Source organism: Sphingomonas sp. CFBP9019, from assembly GCF_034045155.1.
GTDB classification, from domain to species: Bacteria; Pseudomonadota; Alphaproteobacteria; order Sphingomonadales; family Sphingomonadaceae; genus Sphingomonas; species Sphingomonas aerolata.
Window position 1 is genome coordinate 39,281 of the sequence record NZ_JAXCWK010000006.1, and the last position, 24,238, is coordinate 63,518.

The 24,238-nt window shown below is 68.8% G+C and carries 17 protein-coding genes; 10 read left to right on the forward strand and 7 right to left on the reverse strand.

Features of this window, described 5'->3' with window-relative positions:
* Nucleotides 1-16: 16 nt before the first annotated feature.
* Nucleotides 17-1,486, reverse strand: a complete 1,470-nt coding sequence (locus SOM18_RS17490) for a sugar porter family MFS transporter (protein ID WP_200874009.1) — start codon at nucleotides 1,484-1,486, stop codon at nucleotides 17-19.
* A 34-nt stretch (nucleotides 1,487-1,520) separates the two neighbouring features.
* Nucleotides 1,521-2,456 (reverse strand): DMT family transporter, encoded by a 936-nt coding sequence (locus tag SOM18_RS17495; RefSeq protein WP_197975323.1) that lies wholly within the window; start codon nucleotides 2,454-2,456, stop codon nucleotides 1,521-1,523.
* A 283-nt stretch (nucleotides 2,457-2,739) separates the two neighbouring features.
* Between SOM18_RS17495 and SOM18_RS17500 the strand changes: the two genes are divergently transcribed.
* The 5 genes from SOM18_RS17500 (at nucleotide 2,740) to SOM18_RS17520 (ending at nucleotide 10,402) form a co-directional block, all read left to right on the forward strand.
* Nucleotides 2,740-3,723: a LacI family DNA-binding transcriptional regulator gene (locus SOM18_RS17500; RefSeq protein ID WP_320482083.1), complete on the forward strand. Its 984-nt coding sequence runs from the start codon at nucleotides 2,740-2,742 to the stop codon at nucleotides 3,721-3,723.
* Nucleotides 3,724-3,848: 125 nt separating this feature from the next.
* Nucleotides 3,849-6,383 (forward strand): TonB-dependent receptor domain-containing protein, encoded by a 2,535-nt coding sequence (locus SOM18_RS17505; protein WP_320482084.1) that lies wholly within the window; start codon nucleotides 3,849-3,851, stop codon nucleotides 6,381-6,383.
* A gap of 13 nt (nucleotides 6,384-6,396) precedes the next feature.
* Nucleotides 6,397-8,199 carry an alpha-amylase family glycosyl hydrolase gene (locus SOM18_RS17510; RefSeq protein WP_320482085.1) on the forward strand — a complete coding sequence of 601 codons (1,803 nt, stop codon included), beginning with the start codon at nucleotides 6,397-6,399 and terminating at the stop codon, nucleotides 8,197-8,199.
* A complete protein-coding gene (locus SOM18_RS17515; RefSeq protein ID WP_320482086.1) occupies nucleotides 8,196-9,089 on the forward strand; it encodes an ROK family protein in 894 nt (297 codons plus the stop codon). The genes SOM18_RS17510 and SOM18_RS17515 overlap by 4 nt, the downstream gene beginning before the upstream one ends.
* Entirely contained in the window at nucleotides 9,086-10,402 is a 1,317-nt protein-coding gene (locus SOM18_RS17520; RefSeq protein ID WP_031439269.1) for an MFS transporter, read from the forward strand. Before SOM18_RS17515 ends, SOM18_RS17520 begins: the two co-directional genes overlap by 4 nt.
* 15 nt (nucleotides 10,403-10,417) lie before the next feature.
* Here the strand turns inward: SOM18_RS17520 and SOM18_RS17525 are convergent, their stop codons facing one another.
* The gene (locus SOM18_RS17525) at nucleotides 10,418-11,530 is read right to left on the reverse strand and encodes an ROK family transcriptional regulator (protein WP_031439268.1); all 1,113 of its coding nucleotides are present in this window, start codon (nucleotides 11,528-11,530) and stop codon (nucleotides 10,418-10,420) included.
* 122 nt (nucleotides 11,531-11,652) lie between these two features.
* Here SOM18_RS17525 and SOM18_RS17530 point away from each other — a divergent pair, with 122 nt between their 5' ends.
* The 5 genes from SOM18_RS17530 (at nucleotide 11,653) to SOM18_RS17550 (ending at nucleotide 19,846) form a co-directional block, all read left to right on the forward strand.
* Complete coding sequence (locus tag SOM18_RS17530; RefSeq protein ID WP_031439267.1) at nucleotides 11,653-14,196, forward strand: TonB-dependent receptor; 2,544 nt, start codon at nucleotides 11,653-11,655, stop codon at nucleotides 14,194-14,196.
* Nucleotides 14,193-15,422 (forward strand): YdcF family protein, encoded by a 1,230-nt coding sequence (locus SOM18_RS17535; RefSeq protein WP_200874005.1) that lies wholly within the window; start codon nucleotides 14,193-14,195, stop codon nucleotides 15,420-15,422. Before SOM18_RS17530 ends, SOM18_RS17535 begins: the two co-directional genes overlap by 4 nt.
* Nucleotides 15,423-15,526: 104 nt before the next feature.
* Entirely contained in the window at nucleotides 15,527-17,713 is a 2,187-nt protein-coding gene (locus SOM18_RS17540) for a glycoside hydrolase domain-containing protein (RefSeq protein ID WP_235188264.1), read from the forward strand.
* The gene (locus SOM18_RS17545; RefSeq protein ID WP_160172593.1) at nucleotides 17,691-19,040 is read left to right on the forward strand and encodes an MFS transporter; all 1,350 of its coding nucleotides are present in this window, start codon (nucleotides 17,691-17,693) and stop codon (nucleotides 19,038-19,040) included. Before SOM18_RS17540 ends, SOM18_RS17545 begins: the two co-directional genes overlap by 23 nt.
* A 245-nt stretch (nucleotides 19,041-19,285) precedes the next feature.
* Entirely contained in the window at nucleotides 19,286-19,846 is a 561-nt protein-coding gene (locus tag SOM18_RS17550; protein ID WP_320482087.1) for a cytochrome c family protein, read from the forward strand.
* Between the two features lie 159 nt (nucleotides 19,847-20,005).
* Here the strand turns inward: SOM18_RS17550 and SOM18_RS17555 are convergent, their stop codons facing one another.
* The 4 genes from SOM18_RS17555 to chlG form a co-directional block, all read right to left on the reverse strand.
* Complete coding sequence (locus tag SOM18_RS17555) at nucleotides 20,006-20,161, reverse strand: hypothetical protein (protein ID WP_200874006.1); 156 nt, start codon at nucleotides 20,159-20,161, stop codon at nucleotides 20,006-20,008.
* 89 nt (nucleotides 20,162-20,250) lie between these two features.
* A complete protein-coding gene (locus SOM18_RS17560) occupies nucleotides 20,251-20,733 on the reverse strand; it encodes a TspO/MBR family protein (RefSeq protein ID WP_031439272.1) in 483 nt (160 codons plus the stop codon).
* Nucleotides 20,734-20,739: 6 nt separating this feature from the next.
* On the reverse strand, nucleotides 20,740-23,286 hold the full coding sequence (locus tag SOM18_RS17565) for a geranylgeranyl diphosphate reductase (protein WP_320482088.1): 2,547 nt from the start codon (nucleotides 23,284-23,286) through the stop codon (nucleotides 20,740-20,742).
* Nucleotides 23,283-24,191, reverse strand: a complete 909-nt coding sequence (chlG, locus tag SOM18_RS17570; protein WP_320482089.1) for a chlorophyll synthase ChlG — start codon at nucleotides 24,189-24,191, stop codon at nucleotides 23,283-23,285. The genes SOM18_RS17565 and chlG overlap by 4 nt, the downstream gene beginning before the upstream one ends.
* Nucleotides 24,192-24,238: the final 47 nt, after the last annotated feature.

Consider the following 24,238-nt stretch of genomic DNA (forward strand, 5'->3'; position numbering starts at 1 on the left):
CCGCCTGAGCCTTAGGTCAGGCGGCGGCGGCGATCGCCGTGTGCCCGCGCGTCGGACGGAACCGACCGTTGCGCAGCGCCGCCTCGATATCCTCCAGGCTCGCGCCCGCCGTCTCGGGCACGAAGAGCAGCACGAACACGAACGACGCCAGGTTGACCCCGGCATAGACCCACATCGTCGAGCCGAGCCCGATCGCATGGACCAGCGACAGCGCGGTCCCGGTGACGATCAGGTTGCTACCCCACAGCATCGCCGCGTGCAGCGCGGTCGCGGGGCCGCGCATCGCCAGCGGGAACATCTCCGCGCCGAGCAGCCAGCCGCACACCTGGATGCCACCCGAATTGAACAGCATGAACGCCAGCAGGAAGCCGATCGTCAGCCAGCCCTGCCACCCGCCATGCGCGCCGCTGGCGAACATGATGCCAAGCCCGATCAGGCTGACGACCGAGCCCGGGATCATCACCAGCATCAGCCGCCGCCGCCCGATCCGGTCGACGAACAGACAGCCGAGCAATGTCATCACCGCATAGACGATCGCGACGCCGAGGCTGGCGAGCAGCGCCGATTCCTTGCCGAACCCCACCCCCGACAGGAAGGTCGGCGCATAGTAGATCATCATCTCCAGCCCGCCGCACTGGGTAAAGAACGCGACCCCCAGTGCCGCGATCAGCGCCGGCCGCGCCCAGGCCTGGCGAATGCCGCGCCAGCCGCTATCGGCCGGATCCGCTTCGGTCGTCGCATCGCGGATCTGGGTGACTTCGTGGCGGATCTCGCGGCGTGTGGTCCGCACGCGGCGCAGCACGTCGATCGCGGCGTGGATGCCGATATTCTCCGCGGCCCAGCGCGGGCTGCGCGGCATGAACGCCATCGTGACGAAGACGATCGCGGCGGGGATCGCCGCAACCGCGACCATCGTCCGCCAGCTCCAGACGTCGTGCAGGCCGAACCCGACGATGCTGGCGAGCAGGATGCCGACGCCGATCGCGACGTTGAACATCGTCACCAGATTGCCGCGACGATGCTGCGGCGCGAGTTCGGAGATGTACATCGGCACGACCTGCGTCGATCCGCCGACCGCCATGCCCAGGAACACCCGCGCGGTGATCAACGCGCCGACGCTGGGCGCCATCGCACAGGCGATCGCGCCCAGCGTGAACAGCGCGCTCACCCCCATCACCGACAGCTTGCGGCCGATCCGTTCGGACAGCCAGCTTGTCGCCAGCGCACCGATCACCGCGCCCGCCAGGATCGCCGCGGTGACGATCTCCTGCAGGCGATGATCCAGCCCGAACTCGTCGGTGATCGACAGCAGCGCCCCCGATATGATCCCCGTGTCATAGCCATAGAGCGCGCCGCACACCGCAGCGACGAACGCTGCGGTCCGCAGCACCCGGTCGCCATTGGCATAGGGTTCGGGAATTCTCGGCTCGTTGCGCGCCGTCAGGCTGCGCCGCGTCAGGGATGGGGCGATGCTGTGATCTGTCAAAACGTGGAGGACTCCGTGGTTGTCGAAAGGATATTCAGCGCGGGCGCAGCGCGAAGCGGCGACGCCAGGACGGCAGGCGGATCTGCTCGCGCGCCCAGGTCAGCAGGCCGGCACCGATGATGACGGCGATGCCGGCAAAGGTCGGCAGGTCGACGCTCTGGTGAAACACGGTGTAGCTGAGCGCGACCGCCCAGATCATCTGGCTGTATTGCGGCGGCGCGATCCGGCTGACCGCGACGCGTTGCGCCGCCAGCATCAGCAGCGCCTGGCCGAGGATCGCGAGCAGGCCATAACCGGCGAGCAGGACCATCTCGGCCCCGTCCGGCCAGCGGAACGCCTGCAGCCACAGCAGTGCCGCGCCGTTGATCACCAGCGGTCCGATCAGCCCCGCACCGAGCATCGACACGCGCTTCTCGCCCGCACCGCCGGCGCGAAACAGCACGATGACGATCGCGCTCGACAGGGCGCACAGCATCGCCGCGCCATGGCCCAGATCGAAGGCTCGCAGTCCGGGTCGCAGCACCATCAGCACGCCGACGAACCCGATCGCCACCGCCGCCCAGCGCCAGGCACCGACCTGTTCCTTCAGGAACAGCATCGACAGCAACGTCACCAGCATCGGCATCAGGAAGATCAGCGCGAACGCCTCGGGCATCGGCAGCCGCGTGAAGGCGACGACGCTCGACAGGCCGCTGATCGACGATCCGATCGCGCGCGCCAGCCATAGCGAGCGGCGCGTCGCGCTGAACACGTCGAGCAGGCGGTCGCCGGGCGTGCGCACGAAGGGCAAGGCGACCAGGCCGAGCAGCGCACCGGTGAACGTCACCTGGAACGGGCTGAACGCGCCTTCGAGCAGCCGTACCGACGCGTCGCTGAACGCGAAGGCCGCATAAGCCAGGAAGGCCAGCGGCACGCCGCCGATGGCCGCCAGACGCGCACCATGGCTCTGAATGGTAAGATCGATGCTCAATTGCGTCTCTCGGGCTGGCGTGGACGGTGACGACTCCCCGGAGCCGCGGGCACGAGCGAACGCCGCCACCGCCCCGACGTCACCTTATGGCGGGGCGGCAAACAGCTCTGTCGCTTTGCGTATCCCGCTCGTACCGACAGCAGGTGAAGGACGCAACAGAAAACGTTTTCTGTTTTAGCCCCCCCGTCGTAAGCACCCCGCTTCGATCGCGCGCAATTGCGGCTTGGCGCGGCTGACGGTACGACCGGGCGATCACCCGTGACGATGAGGATATCCTATCGCAATGAAGCTCGCCGATCTGGCCGTGCTCGCCGGCGTTTCGACTGCAACCGTGTCACGGGCCCTGGCCGGGCATTCGTCCGTCAATGCGCAGACCCGCGCACGCATCCAGGCGCTGGCGCAGGAACATGACGTCCGTCCCAACCAGCTCGCGCGCAACCTGCGGCTGAAGAGCACCGGCGCGATCGGACTCGTCCTGCCGCTCGGCCATGCCCGCACCCAGCATCTCACCGATCCGTTCTTCCTGACCCTGCTCGGGCTGCTCGCCGATCTGTTGGTCGAACGCGGCTATGACATCCTGTTGTCGCGGGTCATCCCCGACGGCGACGACTGGCTCGACCGGCTGGTCGACAGCGGCCGCATCGACGGCCTGCTCCTCGTCGGCCAGTCCGACCAGGGGGCGGTGATCGAACGCGTGTCGCAACGCTATGCGCCGCTGGTCGTGTGGGGCGCGTACCGGGCGGACCAGAACCATCTGACGATCGGCTCGGACAATGTCGCGGGCGGACGTCTCGCGGGCCGCCGCATGATCGACCAGGGCCGGTCCCGTCTGATGTTCGTCGGCGACCCCGCCCCGCCCGAATTCGCCGATCGCTACGCGGGATTCGCCGCCGCCGCCGCGGAGGCCGGGCTCGCCTGCGAGCTGCTCGAGACGCCGATGACCCCGGAGGCCGTGCACGCGGCGATGGCGCAGCGGCTCGCCGCCGCGCCGCCGCCCGACGGCATCTTCGCCGCGTCCGACGTCGCCGCAATGAGCGTGCTGCGCGCGCTCGCCGAAGCCGGGATCGACGTCCCCACCACCACCGCAGTGATCGGCTATGACGACGTCACGCTGGCCGCGCACACCTCGCCAGCGCTCACGACCATCCGCCAGGATCTCGCCGAGGGCGCCGCGCTGATGGTCGATCGCCTGATGCAGCGGATCGCGGGCCATGCGACCGGATCCGCGATCGTCACCCCCGTCCTGATCGAGCGCCAGTCCGCCTGAACCGCTCCGCCTGCGCTGATTTCAACGCTTCACAATCGATTGCATAACACGTCTTGCAATCGATTGCGAAAAGCGTATGAGGCGATTCTGGGCTTCATAGAAAGCCACCGCGCAGGGAGGATATCATGAAAGCACGTTACGTTTTGCTCGCCGGAATCGCCGCCACGTCCTTCACGACGGTGGCCGCGGCGCAGACCGCGCCCATCCAGGACGTACCCGTTCAGGCCGCACCCGCACCGAGCGATCAGCCAGGCGACACCAACGCGACGCCGGCGCCGATCGACGGCCAGGACGACATCGTCGTCACCGCGGTCGCGCGCGGCACCAACCGCCTCAACACCTCGATCACGACCAGCTCGATCGGCTCCGACGCGCTGATCCAGCTCGCGCCGCGCACCTCGGGCGAGCTGCTGCGCAACCTGCCCGGCATCCGCGTCGAGGCCTCGGGCGGTGACGGCAACGCCAACATCTCGGTCCGCGGCCTGCCGGTCGCGTCGGGCGGCTCGAAGTTCCTCCAGCTCCAGGAAGACGGTCTGCCGATCCTCGAATTCGGCGACATCACTTTCGGTAATGCCGACATCTTCCTGCGCGCCGATTTCAACGTCCGCACCGTCGAGTCGGTCCGCGGCGGCTCCGCCTCGACCTTCGCGTCCAACTCGCCGGGCGGCGTGATCAACTTCATCTCGAAGACCGGCGAGCAGGAAGGCGGCGCGTTCCAGCTGTCGAGCGGCCTCGACTACCGCGAATTCCGCGTCGATTTCGACCAGGGCGGCAAGCTCTCCGACAGCGTCACCTATCATGTCGGCGGCTTCTACCGGATCGGCGACGGCCAGCGCGAAGTCGGCTTCGACGGCGTCAAGGGCGGCCAGCTCAAGGCGAACATTACCAAGTCGTTCGGCAATGGCGGCTATGTCCGGCTCTACGGCAAGTATCTCGACGACCGCGCGATCGGCTACCTCCCCAACCCGGTGCGCGTCACGGGCAGCAACAGCGACCCCGATTACAGCAGCATCGCCAATTTCTCGATCAACAACGGCACGCTGCATAGCGCCAACATCCGTACCGCGCAGACGCTCGACGGCAACAACCGGCTGACCACGCGGTCGATCCGTGACGGCCAGCACCCGGTCGTCTATTCGGCGGGCCTCGAGACGCAGATCCCGCTCGCGGACGACTGGAACATCGTCGAGCGGTTCCGCTATGCCGACATTTCGGGCGGCTTCACCTCGCCCTTCCCTGCCAGCGTCGATTCGGCGCAGTCGATCGCCAACGGCATCGGCGGCGCGGGCGCACAGCTGTTCTACGCCAGCGGCGCGCAGGCGGGTCAGCGCATTGCCGACCCCGCCTCGCTCAACGGCAACGGTCTGCTCGCCAACATCGTCCTGTTCGATGTCGACCTGAAGAGCCTCAACAACATCACCAACGACATCCGCCTGAACGGCTCGCTGCCGTTCGCCGGCGGGTCGCTCGCGGTCACCGGCGGCTTCTATGCCTCGCGGCAGGACATCAAGAGCGACTGGCTGTGGACCTCGTCCGTCCAGACCGTCGCGGACAATGGCCGCTCGGAACTTGTCGACGTCCGCACCGCGGCGGGCGTGCCCGTCACGCAGAACGGCGTCCCCGGCTATTCGGCGAGCTTCTTCGGCAATTGCTGCCGCCGCTCCTATGACCTCGACTACACGACCTACGCACCGTTCGCGCAGCTCGGGCTCGAGCTCGGCCGGTTCAACATCGACGGGTCGCTGCGCTACGATTTCGGTCGCGCACGCGGCAGCGTCGCCGGCTCCGATCTCGGCGCCGCGTTCGGCAGCGGCATCACGACGTTCGACATCAACGGCGACGGCGTGATCTCGGCCGCTGAACGTCAGGTCGCGGTGATCCCCAACGCCCGGTCGCCGCTCGACTACAACTATGACTACCTGTCCTATTCGGGTGGCGTGAACTTCCGCCTGACCGACAGCACCGCGCTGTTCGGTCGCTACAGCCGCGGCGGCCGTGCCAACGCCGATCGCCTGTTGTTCGGCCCCTCGATCAACACCGCGACGGGCGGGCTGACCGATCAGGGCGCAGCGGTCGATTTCGTCCGCCAGCTCGAGGGCGGGTTCAAGTTCCGCCAGGGCGGCGTCTCGCTCTACGCCACCGGCTTTTGGGCGCGCACCGAGGAACAGAATTTCGAGGCGACGACGCAGCGCTTCTTCAACCGCGAATATGACGCCAAGGGCGTCGAGATCGAGGGCCGGATCGCACGCGGACCGTTCTCGCTCTCGGCCGGCGGCACCTATACCGATGCCGAGATCACCCGCGACGTGCTCAACCCCGGGGTCGAGGGCAACCGTCCGCGTCGCCAGGCCAAGTTCATCTATCAGGCGACGCCACAGGTCGATTTCGACCGCGTGACGATCGGCGCGAACGTGATCGGCACGACCGACAGCTATGCGCAGGACAACAACGTCCTCAAGATGCCGGGCTATACGCAGGTCAACGCGTTCGTCTCGATCCGCCCGGCGGACAATGTGACCGTGTCGGTTAACGGCAACAACCTGTTCGACGTGAAGGGCATCACCGAGGCCGAGGAGGGTGCGATCCCGACCAACGGCATCGTCCGCGCCCGGTCGATCACCGGTCGCACGATCTCCGCCGCCGTCCGCTTCGGCTTCTGATCGGCCGACCCAGGTGCGCGTATCCTCCCCCACCGAGCGTCGCCTCGCGGCGCTCGGTCCCCGCCTGCGCCGCCAGCTCGAACGCCTGTATGGCAGTACCGGGCTGGCGATCTGGCCGCGGCTCGAGGCGATCCTGCGCGAGCGGGCCGCCGAACGCCCCGCCGCGATGGCTGCCCTCGACGAGGCGCGGCTCGCCGACCCCGACTGGTTCGTCGCGCCCGACATGCTCGGCTATTCGACCTATGTCGACCGGTTCGCCGGGACGGTCGAGGGTCTGATCGGGCATGTCGACCATCTCGAATCGCTCGGTGTCCGCTATCTCCACCTGCTCGCGCTGTTGAAGGCGCGCGAGGGCGACAGCGATGGCGGCTTCGCGGTCGCCGACTATCTGTCGGTCGAGCCACGACTGGGGACGATGGCCGATGTCGAGCGGCTCGCCGCACGGCTGCGCGAGGGGCGGATCAGCCTGTGCGTCGATCTCGCGCTCAACCATACCGCCGACGATCATGCCTGGGCGCAGGCGGCCCGCGACGGCGATCCGCATTATCGCGCCTTCTACCACGTCCTTGGCGACGACGAGGCGCAGGCCTATGAGGCCGATCTGCTGCAGGTCTTCCCGACCACCGCACCGGGCAATTTCACGCATGTCCCGGCGATGGGCGGACAGGTCTGGACGACCTTCTACCCGTTCCAGTGGGACCTGAACTGGGCCAATCCGGAGGTCATGCTCGCGATCGTCGACACGATGCTGCGGCTCGCCAATCACGGGTTCGAGGCGTTCCGGCTCGACTCGATCGCGTTCCTCTGGAAGCAGCTCGGTACCGACTGCCGCAACCGGCCGCAGGCGCATTACATCGTCCGCGCACTGCGCGCCGCGCTCGACATCGTCGCCCCCGCGACCTTGCTCAAGGCCGAGGCGATCGTCCCGACCGCGCTGGTCCCGCCCTATTTCGGCGCGGACGAGGGGTCGGACTGGGATGGCGGGTTCGAGCCCGAATGCCATCTCGTCTACAACAACTCGCTGATGGTCGCCGGCTGGGTCGGGCTCGCCGAGCAGTCGGCCGCGCTGCCCCACGCGATCGTCGCGGCGAGCGGCGGCCTGCCGCGCGGCGCGAACTGGCTTAGCTATGCGCGCTGCCACGACGATATCGGCTGGGGCGCGGTGATCGGCGACCTTGCCGGGATCGACCCGGACCCCGTCGCGCGGCTGACCATCGCGGCAAAGTTTCTCGACGGCGCAGACGGCAGCTGGGCGCGGGGCGAACCGTTCCAGTCCGATGGCTCCGTGCTGCACGGCTCGAACGGGACGATGGCGTCGCTTGCCGGGCTCGAGGCCGCGCGGACCGATGAGGAGCGCGAGCATGCGTTCCGCCGCATCGCGCTGCTCAACGCGCTGTCGATCGCCAGCGGAGGACTCGCCACGCTCTATATGGGCGACGAGGCCGGGCTGCTCAACGACCACAGCTATCGCGACGATCCCGATCGCGCGCATGAGGGGCGCTGGCTGCACCGCCCGGTGATGGACTGGGACGCGCTCGACCGCGACGCCGCCCGGCGGATCTCCGGCGACATCAGGGCGCTCCGCGCCGCGCGCATCGTCAGCGGCGGGGCCGGCGCGCCCGCGACGATCGCCACGTCGACGCCCGCGCTGCTCGGCATCGCCTGTGGCAGCGACCGCGTCTTCCTCAACTTCTCGCCCCACGCGGTCCAGGCCGGCGATCTCGCCGGCTGGCACGACCGGGTGGCGGATACCCCCATCGGAGACGACGCCATGATCGGTCCCTGGAACGTGCTGTGGGCAGGACCCTCGGCATGACCGCCGCCCCGCCTCTGTTCGGCTGCATCGAGGCGGGGGGCACCAAGTTCGTGCTCGGCGTCGCGCGTGATCCCGACACTGTCCTCCGGACCGCACGCATCCCCACCACGACGCCCGACGAGACACTCGGCGCCGCGCTCGAATTCTTCACCGCGGCGCAAGCCGAATGGGGCGCGGTCGACGCGCTCGGCATCGCCTCGTTCGGCCCCGTCGATCTCGACCGCTCGTCGCCCGGCTGGGGCCGGATCGTCGACACGCCCAAGCCGGGCTGGAGCGGCACCGACCTGGTCGGCCCGTTCGCGCGCGCGCTCGACTGCCCGGTCGGGTTCGACACCGACGTCAACGGCGCGATCCTCGCCGAGAGCCTGTGGGGCGCCGCCACCGGCGCCGACATCGCGGTGTACGTCACCGTCGGCACCGGCATCGGCGGCGGTGCGCTGGTCGAGGAACGCCCGGTGCATGGCAGCCGCCACCCGGAAATGGGCCATATCCTCCCCCGCCGGCATCCCGACGACCGCGACTTCGCCGGCACCTGCCCGTTCCACGGCGACTGCCTCGAGGGACTGGCGAGCGGACCTGCGATCGCCGCGCGCTGGGGTGCGTCACTGTCGGAGCTCGGCCCCGATCATCCCGCGCATGACATCGTCGCCTATTATCTCGCCCAGCTGGTCGTCGCGCAGCAGGCACTGCTGTCGCCGCGGCGGATCGTGCTCGGCGGCGGCGTGCTGGGAACCCCCGGGCTGCTCGACCGGGTTCGCGATCACGCCGCGCGGATGGCGAACGGCTATTTCGGCACCCCCGATTATGCGACCCTCATCGTCGCGCCGGGACTTGGCGACCGCGCCGGGCTGCTCGGCGCGCTGGCACTCGCACAAAGGGCGCGTCGATGACTAAACCCCGTCTGTCGCTGATCCGCCTCATCGAGATGAATCTCGGCTTTCTCGGGCTGCAATTCTCGTTCGGCCTGCAACAGGCCAACATGGCGCCGATCTACGGCTATCTCGGCGCGGACGAGGCGAGCCTGCCGCTGCTCTGGCTCGCAGGGCCGGTGACCGGGTTGCTGATCCAGCCGCTGATCGGCGCGATGAGCGACCGCACCTCGACCCGGATCGGGCGGCGGACCCCCTATTTCCTCGTCGGCGCGGTCCTGTGCAGCCTGTGCCTGCTCGCCATGCCGTACAGCCCGACCTTGTGGGTCGCGGCCAGCCTGTTGTGGGTGCTCGACGCCGCCAACAACGTGACGATGGAGCCCTATCGCGCCTATGTCGGCGACCGGCTGCCCGATGATCAGCGCGCCGCAGGGTTCCTGACCCAGTCGGCGTTCACCGGCCTCGCGCAGACCTTGTCCTATCTCGCGCCGTCGCTGCTCGTCTGGATCGGCTTCAACAAGGATGCGGTCGACGGCAACGGCATCCCCGACATCACGCGGATCGCCTTCCTGATTGGCGCGGTGCTGTCGCTCGCGACGATCCTCTGGTCGGTGCTGCGCGTACCCGAGCTACCCTTGCCCGAGGAGGAAAAGGCGCGGCTGGCGAAGGAACCGCTCACGCTCGGCGGCACGCTGCGCGACTTGAAGACCGCGCTGGTCGAGATGCCCCGGCCGATGCGCCAGCTCGCGCTGGCGATGCTGTGCCAATGGTATGCGATGTTCGCCTATTGGCAGTTCATCACCTTCGCGGTCGCACGCTCGCTGCACGGCACGTCGGATGCGAAGAGCGTCGCGTTCCGCGACACCGTGCTGACGGTCGGCCAGCTCGGCGCCTTCTACAATGCGGTTGCGTTCGTCGCGGCGATTGCGCTGGTGCCCGTCGCCCGCCGCTTCGGCGCGAAGACGGCGCATGCCGGCTGCCTGCTCGCATCGGGCGTCGCGATGCTGGCGATCCCCGGCATCCGCGACGAGGCGGGGCTGTTCGTCGCGATGCTCGGCATCGGCATCGGCTGGGCGAGCATGATGGGCAATCCGTACGTCATGCTGATCGACATGATCCCGCCCGAGCGCAACGGCGTCTATATGGGCATCTTCAACATGTTCATCGTCATCCCGATGATCATCGAGAGCCTGACCGTCCCGCTCTTCTACCAGTTGCTGCTCGGCGGCGACCCGCGCAACATCCTGTATGTGTCGGGCGCACTGATGGTGCTCGGCGCGGCCGCGACGCTGCGGGTCCGGATGCCCGCGACGGCGACGCGATCGGCGTCGTAACGGCGGGGCCGGGCGTCAGCCGACCGCGGTCGCGTGGATCGGCATCAGCGCCGCGCCGATCGTTGCGGCCGCACCCTGCAGCGTCGATACCGAGATGCGCGGCGGGACGCTGCAATGGTCGCCGATGTGCATCGCGCCGAAGTCGATGTGGCGGACCAGCGCGTCGAGGATCGGCGTCGGCAACGGGCTCGAGATCACGAACTCCCCCGGATCGATCCAGGCGATCCCCCAGTTGATGATCGGCCCGATCTGCCCCGCGGCCCGGCGCACCCACGCGTCGACGACCGGCTCATAGCCCTTGATCACCCGGTCGAAGTCCACCAGCGAGTCGATCGCACAGCCCGCCTCGCGCAATGTCGACAACAGGTCGAGCGTCGAGGGGCGCGGCGCGCTGGTCGGGTAAAGGCAGCCGATCTCCCCCGCGCTGGCCATCGCCCCGCGCAGGATGCGCCCCTCGACGATGATCCCCGCGCCGATCCCGTGCCCGAGCAGGATGACGACGGCGGTCGAACAGCGCCGCATCAGTCCCCCGACATAATATTCGGCGAGCGCTGCCGCGTTCGCGTCGTTCTCGATCCACACCGGATGGCCGATATGCTCCTCGAACAGCGCCTTCAGGTCGATCCCGCGCCACGCCGCCAGGCTGTCGACCGTCCAGCGCCGCGTTCCCTCGATCGACAAGGCCGCCCCCGGTACGCCGATCCCGACGCCGAGCAGCCGCCGGCCGAGCAGCCGGTTCGCGATCGCCATCTCGTGCATCGCGGTCGTCACCCGCTGCGCGAACACGCGCGGATCGGGATCGTCGAACGGCGCGGACCGGTGCGCGATCACGCCGCCCGCATAATCGACCAGCGCCACCTCGAGCAGCCCGCGGTGGAGCATCGCCCCGACCCCGTATCCCGCCTCGGGTGAGATCTGCAGCGGGACCGCGGGGCGGCCAGGCGCGACCGGGGCCGCCCCCGGGCATTCCTCGATCAGCCCGTGCGCGAGCAGCGTCGCCGACAGCCGCGTGATCTTGGTCGCGCTCATCCCCAGATCGGCAGCGAGATCCTTGCGCGACCGTGCCCCCCAGGACCGCAGGATCTGCATCACGCGCCGCTCGTCGTCATCCAGCCTCAACCGCGCCATCGCCATCCGCCCACGTCCCTTCGCGGCACCGGATAGCCGATTAGTTTATTTCGTGAAATTAATTAATTTTGTCATATTCCCCGACCAACGGCTGACATATCAATCGGGTGGGAGAAAAAATCATGACAAAACACGGCTTGCGTTCGGGATGTGCGCTGATCGCGCTGGGGATTGCGGCACAGACGCCGGCCTGGGCGCAGACGGCATCTTCAGCTCCTACGACCGCGACCGCTGCCGACCAGGCCAGCGACCCCGCCCAGGCCGACCCCGCCCAAACCGACCCCGTCGCCGGTACCGACATCATCGTCACCGGCTCCGCGCGCGAACAGCGTCGCTTCGACGTCTCCTATGCGGTCAATTCGCTCAGCAACGCCGACATCCAGAAGCTCGCGCCGCTCAACTTCGCCGATCTGCTCGGCAAGCTGCCGGGGTTCGCCGTCGAGAATACCGGCGGCGAGGTCCAGAACATCATCCGGCTGCGCGGCCTGCCCAGCGACGGCGGCCTCGTCACCTTCCAGCAGGACGGCCTCCCGCTGTTCCACGAGAATGACGGCAACTTCTTCCGCGGCGACAGCCTCAACCGCTTCGACCTGATGACGCAGCGCGTCGAGGTCGTCCGCGGCGGCCCCGCCCCGGTCTATGCGAGCTATGCCGCCGCGATCGTCAACAACATCACCGTCTCAGGCACCGACACGGTGCGCGGCAAGGCACAGCTCACGCTCGGCGACACCGGCCTTTACCGGATCGACGGCTATCAGGCCGGGCCGATCGACGATTCGACCTACTACGCGATCGGCGGCTTCCTCCGCCGCCACGACGGCTATCGCGACAACGGCTTCCCCAACGACCGCGGTGGCCAGGTCCGCGCGAACATCAAGCATGACTTCTCGAACGGGTCGCTGCGGGTGTCGGGCAATTACCTGAACGACCACAACGTCTTCTACCTGCCGATCCCGACCGCCGACCCGCGCGATCCGTCGAAGACGCTCAACCAGTATATCGACTTCTTCAGCGGCACGATGAATTCGCCCGCGCTACGCAACGCGACGATCCGCTACCGCGAGGCCGACGGCACGACGCGCAACGTCGGCGCCGATCTCGGCAATGGCCGCCATACGCAGTTCGGCAATGTCGGCGTTCAGTATGACGCCGATTATGACGGCTGGAAGGTCGCCGCCAAGGGCGGGGTCAGCATCGGCAAGCTCCACTTCAACGCGCTCTATTCGACCAGCAACCCGTCCGACGCCACCGCCTTTGCAGGCAGCTACCTGACCGCCGCGCGCACCGCCTTCGGCGCGGGCGTCACCCGACTCGGCTATGCGATCGCCGGCACCGACGGCGCCGAGGTCTATGACCCCAATGCGGCTTCCGGCCTGGTCGTCCCCGCGCAGTTCCGCGACGTCACGTCGAAATTCTACTCGACCCAGGGCGATCTCAGCGTCACCCGATCGATCGCGACCGGCTTCGGCACGCACGACCTGCGCGTCGGCGTCTATGGCAGCCTGTACGGTGAAACCAACGAGGTCGCCTATCAGGACTATCTGCTCGAGGTCCGCGGCAAGCCGCGCACGCTCGACCTGATCGCCTATAACGCCGCCGGCCAGGCGCTCGGTTCGGTGACCGACAATGGCGTGCTACGCTACACGACCACGCTCAACCGCGGGAATACCGACGCGTCGATGTACGCCTTCTACGCCAACGACACCTGGGAACTGACGCCGGGGCTGAAGATCGACGGCGGCATCCGTCACGAACGCTACAGCTTCGACGGCTATGCCTTTGCGACGACCTCGGCCAATCTCGGCGACCCGACGACGCTCGCCGACAATGCCGTGCGCGCCTTCACCGGCCAGATCATCCGCTCCTCGCTCGCGCCCGACATCACCAACTGGACCGCGGGCATCAACTACGACGTCACCCGGCATCTCGGCGCCTATGCGCGCGCCTCGCATCTCGAAACCCCGCCCTCGACCCAGGTCACCTATCAGATCAACCCGACGATCCTGACGCCCAAGGCCAACCAGTATGAGGTCGGGCTGAAGGCGGCGTTCGGCCGATCCTATCTCTATGTCATCGGCTTCTACACGCGCTACGACCCGCTCAACGCCTCGTTCGTTGCGCTCGACCCGGTCACCGGCCGCAACGACCAGTCGGTGCCGTTCGTCGGCAAGGCGGACATCAAGGGGATCGAGATCGACGGCAATCTCGCGCTGCCCTACGGCTTTGCGATCACCGGCGCGGTCACGGTCAGCGATCCCAAGTACAAGAGCCTCGTCAACGCGAACGGCGCCAGCGCAGGCGATGTCGAGGGCAACCAGCTCGTCCGCGAGCCCAAGGTCTATGGCAATATCCGCCCCTCGGTCGATTTCGACATCGCGGGGAATGCAGTCCAGCTCTATGGTCGCTACGAATATGTCGGGAAACGCTATGTCGATTTCTTCAACAACACCGCGCTGCCCGCCTATGGGACGGTCGGCGCGGGGATCACGCTGACGCGTGACACGTGGCAGATGCAGGTCGTCGGCGACAACATTTTCAATGCCAAGGGCCTGACCGAGGGCAATACGCGCACCGACCAGCTCAGCGGCCAAGGCACCGCGGACGCGATCTACGGCCGTCCGATCTTCGGCCGCAACGTCCGCCTCGTGGTCAGCAAGTCCTGGTGACCGGCCTGCGGATGATCCTCGCGGTGGCACTGGCGGGCAGCGCATCGGTACCGCTCGGCGCGCAGGTTCCGGCACAGGCGGCAACCGGGCAGATCGGGGCAGTCGGGCAATCCCCCGACGCCCCGATCGACGCGCTTTCGCAGCGCCTGTTTCCCCGGCTCGGCGCGTTACGCGCGACGCCGGGCTGGGCGCAGGCGCTCGACCGCGACCCGGCGATGCGCACGCTGCAAGCTGCGCGCACGGCGCGGCGCGCGTCATGTGGCACCACAGCCGCCTGCACGATCGAGGCGGCGATCTGGACGATCGAAGATCGCGCCGCGCTCGTCGCGATCCTCGACCGGCTCGCGGGCAAGCGCGGGCTGCCGACGCTCGCGGCGAACGCGGATCTCGCGCCGGTCGCGGCGATCGATGCCGAGCTCGACGGGCTGAACGCGGTGCTGCGCGTCTACGGGCTCGGCCATCCGTCACGCTATCCCGCGATCGACGGCCCCGTCTTCACCCCCGCGGTCCCGTATTTCGCCGATGACGTCGCAGTCGGCATCGAGTTCGCCCGCGCCGCCTCGGGCGCCGAACCCGACACGCTCGACGGCAGCGTCGCGCTCGCGCTCGCGCTGCTCGATGGCAACGACGCGACCGCGGCGACGCTGTTCGAACCGCTCGACGACCGCGAGAATGCCGGCGCCCGCGCCGCGGCCGCCCGCACCGACTGGACCGCCTTCCGCTATACCGCGCTGATCGTCCCCGGCGTCGGGCCGGAGGACGGCGCCACACGGCTCAGCCCGCGCAGCAAGCTCCACGCGCTGCTCGCCGCGCAACGCTATCGCCAGGGGCTCGCCCCGTTCATCCTCGTCTCGGGCAGCGCGGTCCACCCGCGCGGCACGCGCTTCGTCGAAGCCGTCGAGATCCGCCGCGCGCTGATCGAGCGCTACGCGATCCCCGCCGATCGCATCATCCTCGAACCCTATGCGCGGCACACGACGACCAATCTGCGCAACGCCACGCGGCGGATGGCCGCGCTCGGCATCCCGCTCGACCGGCCGACGCTGATCGTCACCGACGCGCAGCAGAGCGCCTATATCGAAAGCCCGACCTTCACCACGCGCAACATCGCCGAGCTCGGCTACATGCCCGGCATGATCGGCCAGCGGCTGTCCGTCTACGACCTCGAATTCCGCCCATCACGCCAGTCGCTCCGCCAGGATCCCCGCGATCCGCTCGACCCATGACCAGTGTCTTTCAGCGGTCAGACCCCGCAAACACAAACACCCCAACCCCAACCCCAACCCCAACCCCAACCCCAACCCCCACCCCGGCGAAGGCCGGGGCCCAGTTGGGGAACGACACTGATCGGGGACAACGCACGTGCCTCCCCGCCATCCCGACCCCACTCCAACCGCGACGGTCACGCCGCATCCTCGCCAATCCGCTCCTCCTCATCCTGCTCCTGACCCCCGCCGCCGCCGTCTCCGCCCAGGACACCCCCGCCGATCTCGTCGACCCCTTCGTCGGGACACTCGCCGATTTCGGCCAGCTCACCCCCGCCGCGGTCGCGCCGTTCGGCATGGTCCAGCTCGGCCCCGACACCAGCCCCGCCAACCACGCCGGCTATGATCACGCGGCCACCACGTTGCTCGGCTTCTCGCACACGCGCGGCGTCGGCGTCGGCTGCGGCGGTGCGGGCGGCGACCTGATGATCGCGCTACGCTACGCCGGCAGCGATGCAGTCCCTGCGCGGATCGACAAGCCCAGCGAACGCGCGCGCGCCGGCACCTACAGCGTCCGCTACGACGGCGGCATCCTTGCCGAGACGACCGCGACGCGCGGCGGTGGCGTGCTGCGCTTCACCGTGCCGCGGGCGGGCACACTCGACCTGCGGATCGACCCGCGACGCAGCTACGCCAAACGGCTCTCGGCCAACTGGGCGCGCCTCGACAGCGACGACCTGCGTGCCGATCTCGTCGCGGGCACCGTCTGTGACCAGGGCGCCTATCGCCTCCACACCGCCAGCCGGATCCGGATCAATGGTCGCCTCGTGCATCGCCGGCTGAGTGTCGGCGCTGGTGATCTGGCGACGCTCCGCCTCGTCGCCCGCGCGGGCGACCGGATCGAGATCCGCACCGGCCTGTCGAGCGTCGACGGCGGCGGCGCGGCGCTGACCCGCGACACCGAACTCGGCGACCGGCCGTTCGCGACCATCGCCGCAGCGACCCGGTCCGACTGGAACCGCGTGCTCGGGCGGGTCGTGCCGACCGGTCCGCGCGACCGCCGCGCGCTGTTCTACACCTCGCTCTACCGCGTCATGCAGACCCCGGTCGCGATCGACGATCCGGACGGCCGTCACCGCGACAAGACCGGCCGCATCGCGGTCTCGCCCAAGGGCCGGACACGCTATGCCAGCTGGTCGCTCTGGGACAATTACCGCACGCAGATGCCGCTGCTGGCGCTGATCCAGCCCGACCGCAGCGCCGACATCGCCGCCTCGCTGGTCGCGCTCTATGCCGGCGGCAAGCCGCAATGGTCGACCCGCAACGAACCCTTCCTGACGGTGCGCACCGAACATGCCGGGATCGCGCTGCTCGATATGCATCGCAAGGGGATCGCGTTCGACACGGACGCGGCGCTCGCCGGGATGGTCGCGGACAGCGCCACGCTCAAGCGCGGCACCCCCGACGAACAGATTGAGGCCGCCTATGACGACTGGGCGACCGCCGAACTCGCACGCGATCTCGGCCGCACCGATCTCGCCGCGCGCTTCACCGCCAAGGCGCTGTCCTACCGCCCAATGTGGCGATCGGTGTTCCAGTCGCCCGGCGCGGACGGCGACGTCGTCAAGGCGCGCGGGCTCTATCAGGGCACGCTGTGGCAATATCGCTGGGCGCCGGTCTTCGATCTCGGCTGGATCACCCAGACGGTCGGGCGCGCGCGGCTGCTGGGCGAACTCCAGACCTTCTTCGGGCAGGGCCTGTTCAACATGACGAACGAGCCCGACATCCACGTCCCCTGGATGTTCGCCGCGCTGGGCGAGCCCTGGCCGACCGCGGATCTCGTCCGGACCATCCTGACCCGGCCGATCGCGCATCCCTATACCAACAGCGGCAAGCTGGCGGTGCCGTTCGTCGGGCCCAGCTTCGCGCTGGCGCCTCAGGGATTTGCCGACGGGATGGACGATGACGCGGGCGGCATGACCGCCTGGTACGTCTTCGCGACGCTCGGGCTCTATCCGCTCGTGCCGGGAGAGCCATGGTACGTCCCGACGACGCCCGCGTTCGAACGGGTCCGTCTCGATCTCGGCAAGGGGCGCGTGCTCCTGATCCGCCGCGACGGCCCAGCGGACGGCGTGGTGCAACGGGTGACCCTGGAAGGACGCGCGCTGTCCACGACGCGGATCGACCATGCCGATCTGATGCGCGGCGGTACGCTGGTCGTCACCACACAGACGCCGCCCACGCAAAATGTCCCGCAACTGCAAGACAGCCGCGCTAGGGTCGCGGTCGATGGCATGCTCCACCCCCGATAACGCTGCCGCCGCGCCGCCTGCCACGGCGCGGATGCTCGGCTATGCGAGCGGCAATTTCGGCAAGAACCTGCTCGCGTCGACGATGGACGTCTTCCTGATGTTCACGCTGACCGAATATTGGGGGATATCGCCGCTCGCCGCCGGGCTGATCGTGATGCTCGGGCTGGTCTGGGACGGGCTGTGCAACCCGCTGCTCGGCCGCCTGCTCGACCGCGCCACCGACCGCGCGGGGCTCTACCGCCGCCTCCTCGTCATCGCCGCCCCTGTCGTCACCATCCCCTTCACCATCCTCTTCCTCCTCCCCACCCCCCAGCCCGCCTTCATAATTCCCTGGGCGATCAGCCTCGTACTAGTTTTCCGCACCGCCTATGCGACCTGCGATGTCGCGCATAATGCGCTGATGATGCGGATGACCGGACCGCGTGGTGCCGCGACGACGCTGTCGGCCTTGCGGTACATGTTCAGCTGCCTCGGCGCGCTGGCGGTCGCCGGGTCCGCCCCCGCCTTTGTCGACCCCGGGCTTGCAGGCGGTCATCGCCTTATCGTCACCACGGCCTGTGCCGCCCTCGCCTATGTCGCGACTTTGTGGCTGGCCGCCGCATCGGGGCCCGCCGCCGCCCCAGCGCCGCCGCGAACCCCATCCATCCCGCAAACGCCGCTCCGGGTCTGGATCCTCGGCAATCGTCCGTTCTGCACGCTGCTGGTGTTCGGTTTCGCACAGGCGCTGACGCTGCCGGTCTTTGCGCGATCCTTCGCCTATATCGGCAAGGGGGTGATCCACGACCCAGACTGGACCGCGCGGGCGCTCACGACGCTCGCGCTGTCGCAACTCGTCATGCTGCCGGTCTGGGTCGGAGCGAGCCGGCGTGCCAGCCAGCATGGCATGCTGGCGGTCGCGCTGATCCTCGTCGCGGTCGGATCGGCGGTGTTCGCGACGGGACCGCGCGGCATGATGGCGGGGATCGCGCTGTTCGGTGCGGGCAATGCCGGCGTGCAGATGATGATCTGGGCGTTGCTCGCCGACGCGATCGATCACGGCGAGCGCCGGACCGGGGTCCGGCTCGAGGCGGTGCCGGTCGCATTGCTGCTCCTCACGCTGAAGCTGGGTGGCGGGATCGGCGGTGCGCTGTTCGGTCAGGGCCTCGCCCTGGCCGGCTGGACCGGCACCGCCCCGCTCGGCGAGACCGGCGGCGGACAACTGCTGGCCATGGCGTGGGCGATGCCGGTGGCGGGGGCGGTCATCGGCATCGCGATCTTGTGTTGCAGATCCGCACCGGTGCGGGACGTTCCATCATCCTTGCAGCGGGCAGCCTGCCCAAGAGCGTGAGCAGATCCCGCGCCGGATAGCGGCCAGCCGCGTTGTCGTACATCGCCCGGCACGTCGCGATATCGAACCATGCTGCGCATTTCGCGGTCGCTATTTCCGGCGAATCCCCGCGCTCTCCGACGCCTTTCCGGGGCCGCTCCTTACAGTTGCTGAAACAAAGTGTTGGACGACAGATACTGTGAAGAATAATAGACAGTGTACAGCCTGGCATGCGGACCCGGCGCTTGGTCGAGAGGAGCAGGATTATGAAATCAGCATCCACGATTCGGTTTGGACATCTGGCACTTTGCGTCGCGCTCTCGGCGACGGCGCTCTCCGCCTGCTCGAAAAAGGCGGCCGAGGAGCCCGCCGCGGGCGAAACCGCTACCGCCGCGCCGGAGGCCGCGACCGCGAACGCAGCGGCTCCGACTGAGGCTGCCGCGCCGGCGGCGACCGCATCCGCCGCCGCACCGGCTCCCGACAATGTCGATACGCTCAGCGGCGTCAAATTTGCCGGCTATACGGGCGATGCCGCCAAGGGGAAGACCGCGTTCATCACCTGCCAGACCTGTCACGCGGTCGAGGCCGGCGTGAACAAGATCGGCCCCTCGCTGCATGAGGTGGTCGGCCGGGCCGCGGGAACGGTTGCCGGCTACACCTATTCCGCCGCCAACAAGAATAGCGGGATCACCTGGACCCCCGAAAAGCTGTTCCAGTATCTCGAAAAGCCGCAACGCGTCGTCCCGGGTACCAAGATGGCGTTCCCGGGCATCCCCGATCCGCAGAAACGCGCCGACGTGATCGCCTATCTGCAAGCCGGCGGCTGAGCAGAACCGCCGCCCCTGCCCCACCGGTCCCGCTCCTGCCTGTTGCGGGACCGGGCGGGATCGGTCGCAGTTTCGCTTGACCGCGTGACCATGGCCCGGTCGCCGCAGAGCAGGGTGTGAAACGCCAAGCCCGGTCCTACACTCTGGAATGACCGACATTCAGCCTCGCGCCGTCCTTGCCAGATCGGCGAGATGGACCGGAAGCGAGACGATGAGCGGCACCGCGACCCAAGGCCAGTCGAGCCCGGTCAGCGCGGCGCGCAGCGCGACCAGCATCAGCATGCCCGGCGCCAGCCGGAGTGCCGCAGTCGCCATGCTCCACCCCTGCCGTCGCAGCCAGAGAAGTTCGAGGGCGATTACCCACAGCACGATATCGACCGCGTGCCCGCTAGCGAATAGCCAGGTCAGGAAAATGGTCCGTTGAGCTGGACGATCGACAGATTGAGGTAACCCGCGAACGCCACCCACAGCAGATAGGGCAGCAACAGCGCTGCCGCAGGCCGCGAATGCCGGGCCAGGATGACGATCAGCACCAGGATCGACAGCCAGAGCACGACCATCTCCGCGACCGCCCAGTCGGGCCGCTGCAGGCGGAAGAAAACCAGGCTCCACAGGATGTTGAGAAACCCATTGCCCGCGAACAGGCCGAGCAGCCATTCGCGCTCGCGCCACCCCGCAATCGCCCGCCATCCCGTGACGCCCGCCAGGGCCGTACAGCTGTAGATCGCGGTCCAGGCCAGCCCATAGGCGGCGTCGGGCGGTGCCCAATGCGGCTTGAGCAGACTGGCATACCAGGATCCGGTGTCGATGATTGTCGCGCCCACCAGTGCCACCAATGTCGCGAGCAACGCCGCGATGCACACCGGAAAGATCCAGACCCTATCCATCGCGCATCAGCTCGCAGTCTGCAGCAGATGCCGCATGTCCTTGGCGAAGATCCGTGCATAGGCGAGCGGCCGCGCATAGATCAGCCGCTTGTTCATATAGGCGTGCCAGGTCAGATGCTGGACGTCGCGGTCGGCGCACATCGCCACGAAGCGTTCGCGGCGGCGATCGTCGCGGTACCAGAAATGCTGCATGATCGCGAGGATGCGGAACACCAGCCCATGCGCGCGCATGAACCGCCGCCGCGCCGCGCCGAGCGCCTTGGGGTCTCCGCTAGCGAGGAAGGTATCGACTGCCTCGGCAGCGAACCGCGCGGACAGCATCGCGTAATAAAGCCCCTCGCCCGAGGCCGGCGCGACCGCCCCCGCGGCATCGCCGATCACCAGCACGTCGCGGCCATTATCCCATCGCCTCAACGGGCGGAGCGGGATCGGCGCACCCTCGCGACGCAGCGTCACACACGATTCGAGTCCGAGCCGCACGCGCAACCGGCTGGTCGCGTCACGCAAACCATGCCCCTTGTGCGCGCTGCCGACGCCGATGCTCGCGGTGTCGCCGTGCGGGAACAGCCAGCCATAGAAATCGGGCGAAAATTCGGCTTGATAGAAGACGTCGCACCGGGTGCGATCGAACGCCGCGGTGCCGGGTTGCGGCGTACGGATTACCTCGTGATAGGCGAAGACGCACGGGTTGCGCACTGCATCGTCGAACACCGCCTCGGCGACGCGCGACCGGGCGCCGTCCGCGCCGATCACGCACCGCGCGCGGACGCGATGATCGCCCTCGCCATCGGTATAGCGGACCTGCGCGCCACCATCGCCGTCGCGGACGATCGCCTCGAACCGCCCGGTGCGCCGCTCCGCGCCATTTTTGGCAGCGCGGTCGCGCAGCCACTCGTCGAACGTGTCGCGGTCGACCATGCCGACATAGCCGCCCGCGCCGCTCGGATCGACCGGCATGTCGACCGCACGCCGCGACGGCGCGATCATCCGCGCGGTTCGCGCCCGCCCGACGATCAGATGATCGGGAATTGCGAAATCACGGATCAGCCGCGGCGGGATGGCGCCGCCGCACGGCTTGATCCGGCCCGCGCGATCGAGCAGCAGCACCGATCGCCCCGCCTGCGCGAGCTCGGCAGCGGCGGTTGCCCCGGCCGGGCCGCCGCCGACGACAACGCAGTCATAGGTCGTCATGCCGCCGCGCGCGCGCGCGACTGGCGTCATGTCCTGCCGGCGACCCGGCCTGCGCATCGCCAGCGCTGCGGCGACGACGAAGACCAGCGCCTCGACCAGGAAGACCAGGGTGAAGACGGTGGCGGGAGAGTCGATCCGGCTCCGCCCGAGATCGACGCCCGTCGCGCCGAGCAGCCCGCCAAGCCCGAAGGCGATCGCCTGCGCCGCACCCCACACGCCCATGCGGAGTCCCGCCTGCTCCCGCCCCTCTGCCTGCCCGCGTCCCGCCAGCGCGATCATCGCGCCAATCGCCGCGACCGCGAAGACGCCATTGGCCAGCCCGAGCAGCGCGACATTGGCGGTCAGCGGCCAGCCCGGCCCGATCCGCGCCGCCAGTGCGAGCCCCGCCAGCGCCGCCGCCGACCCGAGACACCCGCCACCGATCCACCAGCGCAGCCCGCGTGTCTCGCCGCCTTCACCCCGCCCGCCGCCAAACGCCCCGCCGCCGACCCCCGCGACGATCATCCCGACGAGCACACCCCCGTGCTGCACCCCGGACAGCTGCGTCGAGGCCCCCGGCGCGAGCCCGAACACCAGCCCGGCGAACGGCTCAAGGATCAGGTCCTGCATCGCATAGGCGAGCATCGAGACGAAGACGAAGAGCGTGAAGCGGCGCGCCTCGCCATCGTCCCAGATCGTCCGCAACGCCGTCGTCAGGTTAGCCGATCGCTTCCCCCCCCGCCGGGACGCGTCGACCGGCGTGGCGAGCGCCCTGGACGGTGCAGCCCCCTCGACGCCGAGAAGCGCCACCACCGCCAGCGCGAACGCGCACCCCGCGACGCCGGTCGCGACCCGGGTCAACCGCGCTGCGGAAAACGGTTCGAGCAGCGCACCGGCTATCCCCGCCGTCACCGCGATCCCCGCGACCATCATGATCCAGGTGATCGCCGCCGCCGCCGCGCGCCGCTCGGGCGCGACTCGGGTCGCGAGCAATGCCAGCAGCGAGGTGCCCGCCGCGCCCACGCCCATGCCGATCATCGCAAACGCGGCAATCGCGAGCGCCAGCCCCCCGGGCGCGCGTGCGGCGAGCAGCGGCAGCGCGCCGACCGCGAGCAAGGCGCCGAGCGCGAGCACCGCCATGCCCCCTATGATCCAGGGTGTCCGCCGCGCGCCGCGATCCGAACCATGCCCCCAGACCGGTCGCGACAGCTGGACCGCATAATGCCAGGCGACCAGACCGGCGGGAAGCGCCGCGGGCAGAGCATATTCGACCACCATCACGCGGTTGAGCAGCGAGGTCGCCAGCATCACGATCGCGCCGATCGCGCTCTGCACCAGCCCGAGCCGCACGATACCGAGCCAGCCGAGCGGCACCGCGCTCACAACCCCGCCACCCCGCCGAGCCCGAACGCCGACGCCAGCATCCCGAGCACATAGAGTGTCGTGCCGGTCGCATTATACCACGGCGTGTTCTTGAGCGGATCGCGCAGCAGCCGCACCATCAGCGCCAATTGCCCCGCCAGCAACGCCGCGACCAACAGCGCGATCAGCCCGTGCCCCCACAATGCCAGCAGGCCGATCACCGCGACCTGCGGGACCGCCATGACGATACAGGCCAGCCGGGCGGCGCGATCCACCCCCAGCACGACCGGCAGCGAGCGCAACCCCATCATCCGGTCGCCCTCGACCGCCTTGAAATCGTTGAGCGTCATGATGCCGTGCGCGCCGGCGGTGTAGAGGCCAAGTATGACCAGCACCGCAGCATCGGGCCAGTCGCCGGTCATCGCCGCCGCGCCGGTAAACCAGGTCAGCCCCTCATAGGTCAGCGCGACCACTGCGGGCCCCCAGATCCCGCTCGCCTTGAACCGGAATGGCGGCGCGCTATAGGCCCAGGCGCAGGCCAGCGCGACGCCGGTCGCCGCGAACACCAGCGGCCCCATCGCCGCCCCAACCGCTGCCGAGATCAGGCTGCCCGCGATCGCGATCCACAAGCCCCAACTGCCGGCGATCCGCCCCGACGGGATCGGCCGCAGCGGCTCGTTGATCGCATCGACATGGCGGTCGAACCAGTCATTGGCCGCCTGGCTCGTTCCGCAGACCAGCGGCCCCGTCAGCAGGATACCCCCGACAAGAAACGGCCAGCGATCGCCCAGCGGAACGCCCGACGACACGACCCCGCACAGGAACGCCCAGATCGGTGGAAACCAGGTGACCGGCTTGAGCAGTTCCAGCACGTCGCGAGCCGCGGGCGGCGGCATCGCGACACGGGAAGCGGACAGGCGATCCATGTCGCGAAGCTAGGATCAGACACCCTTATCTGTCAACATATGTTGAC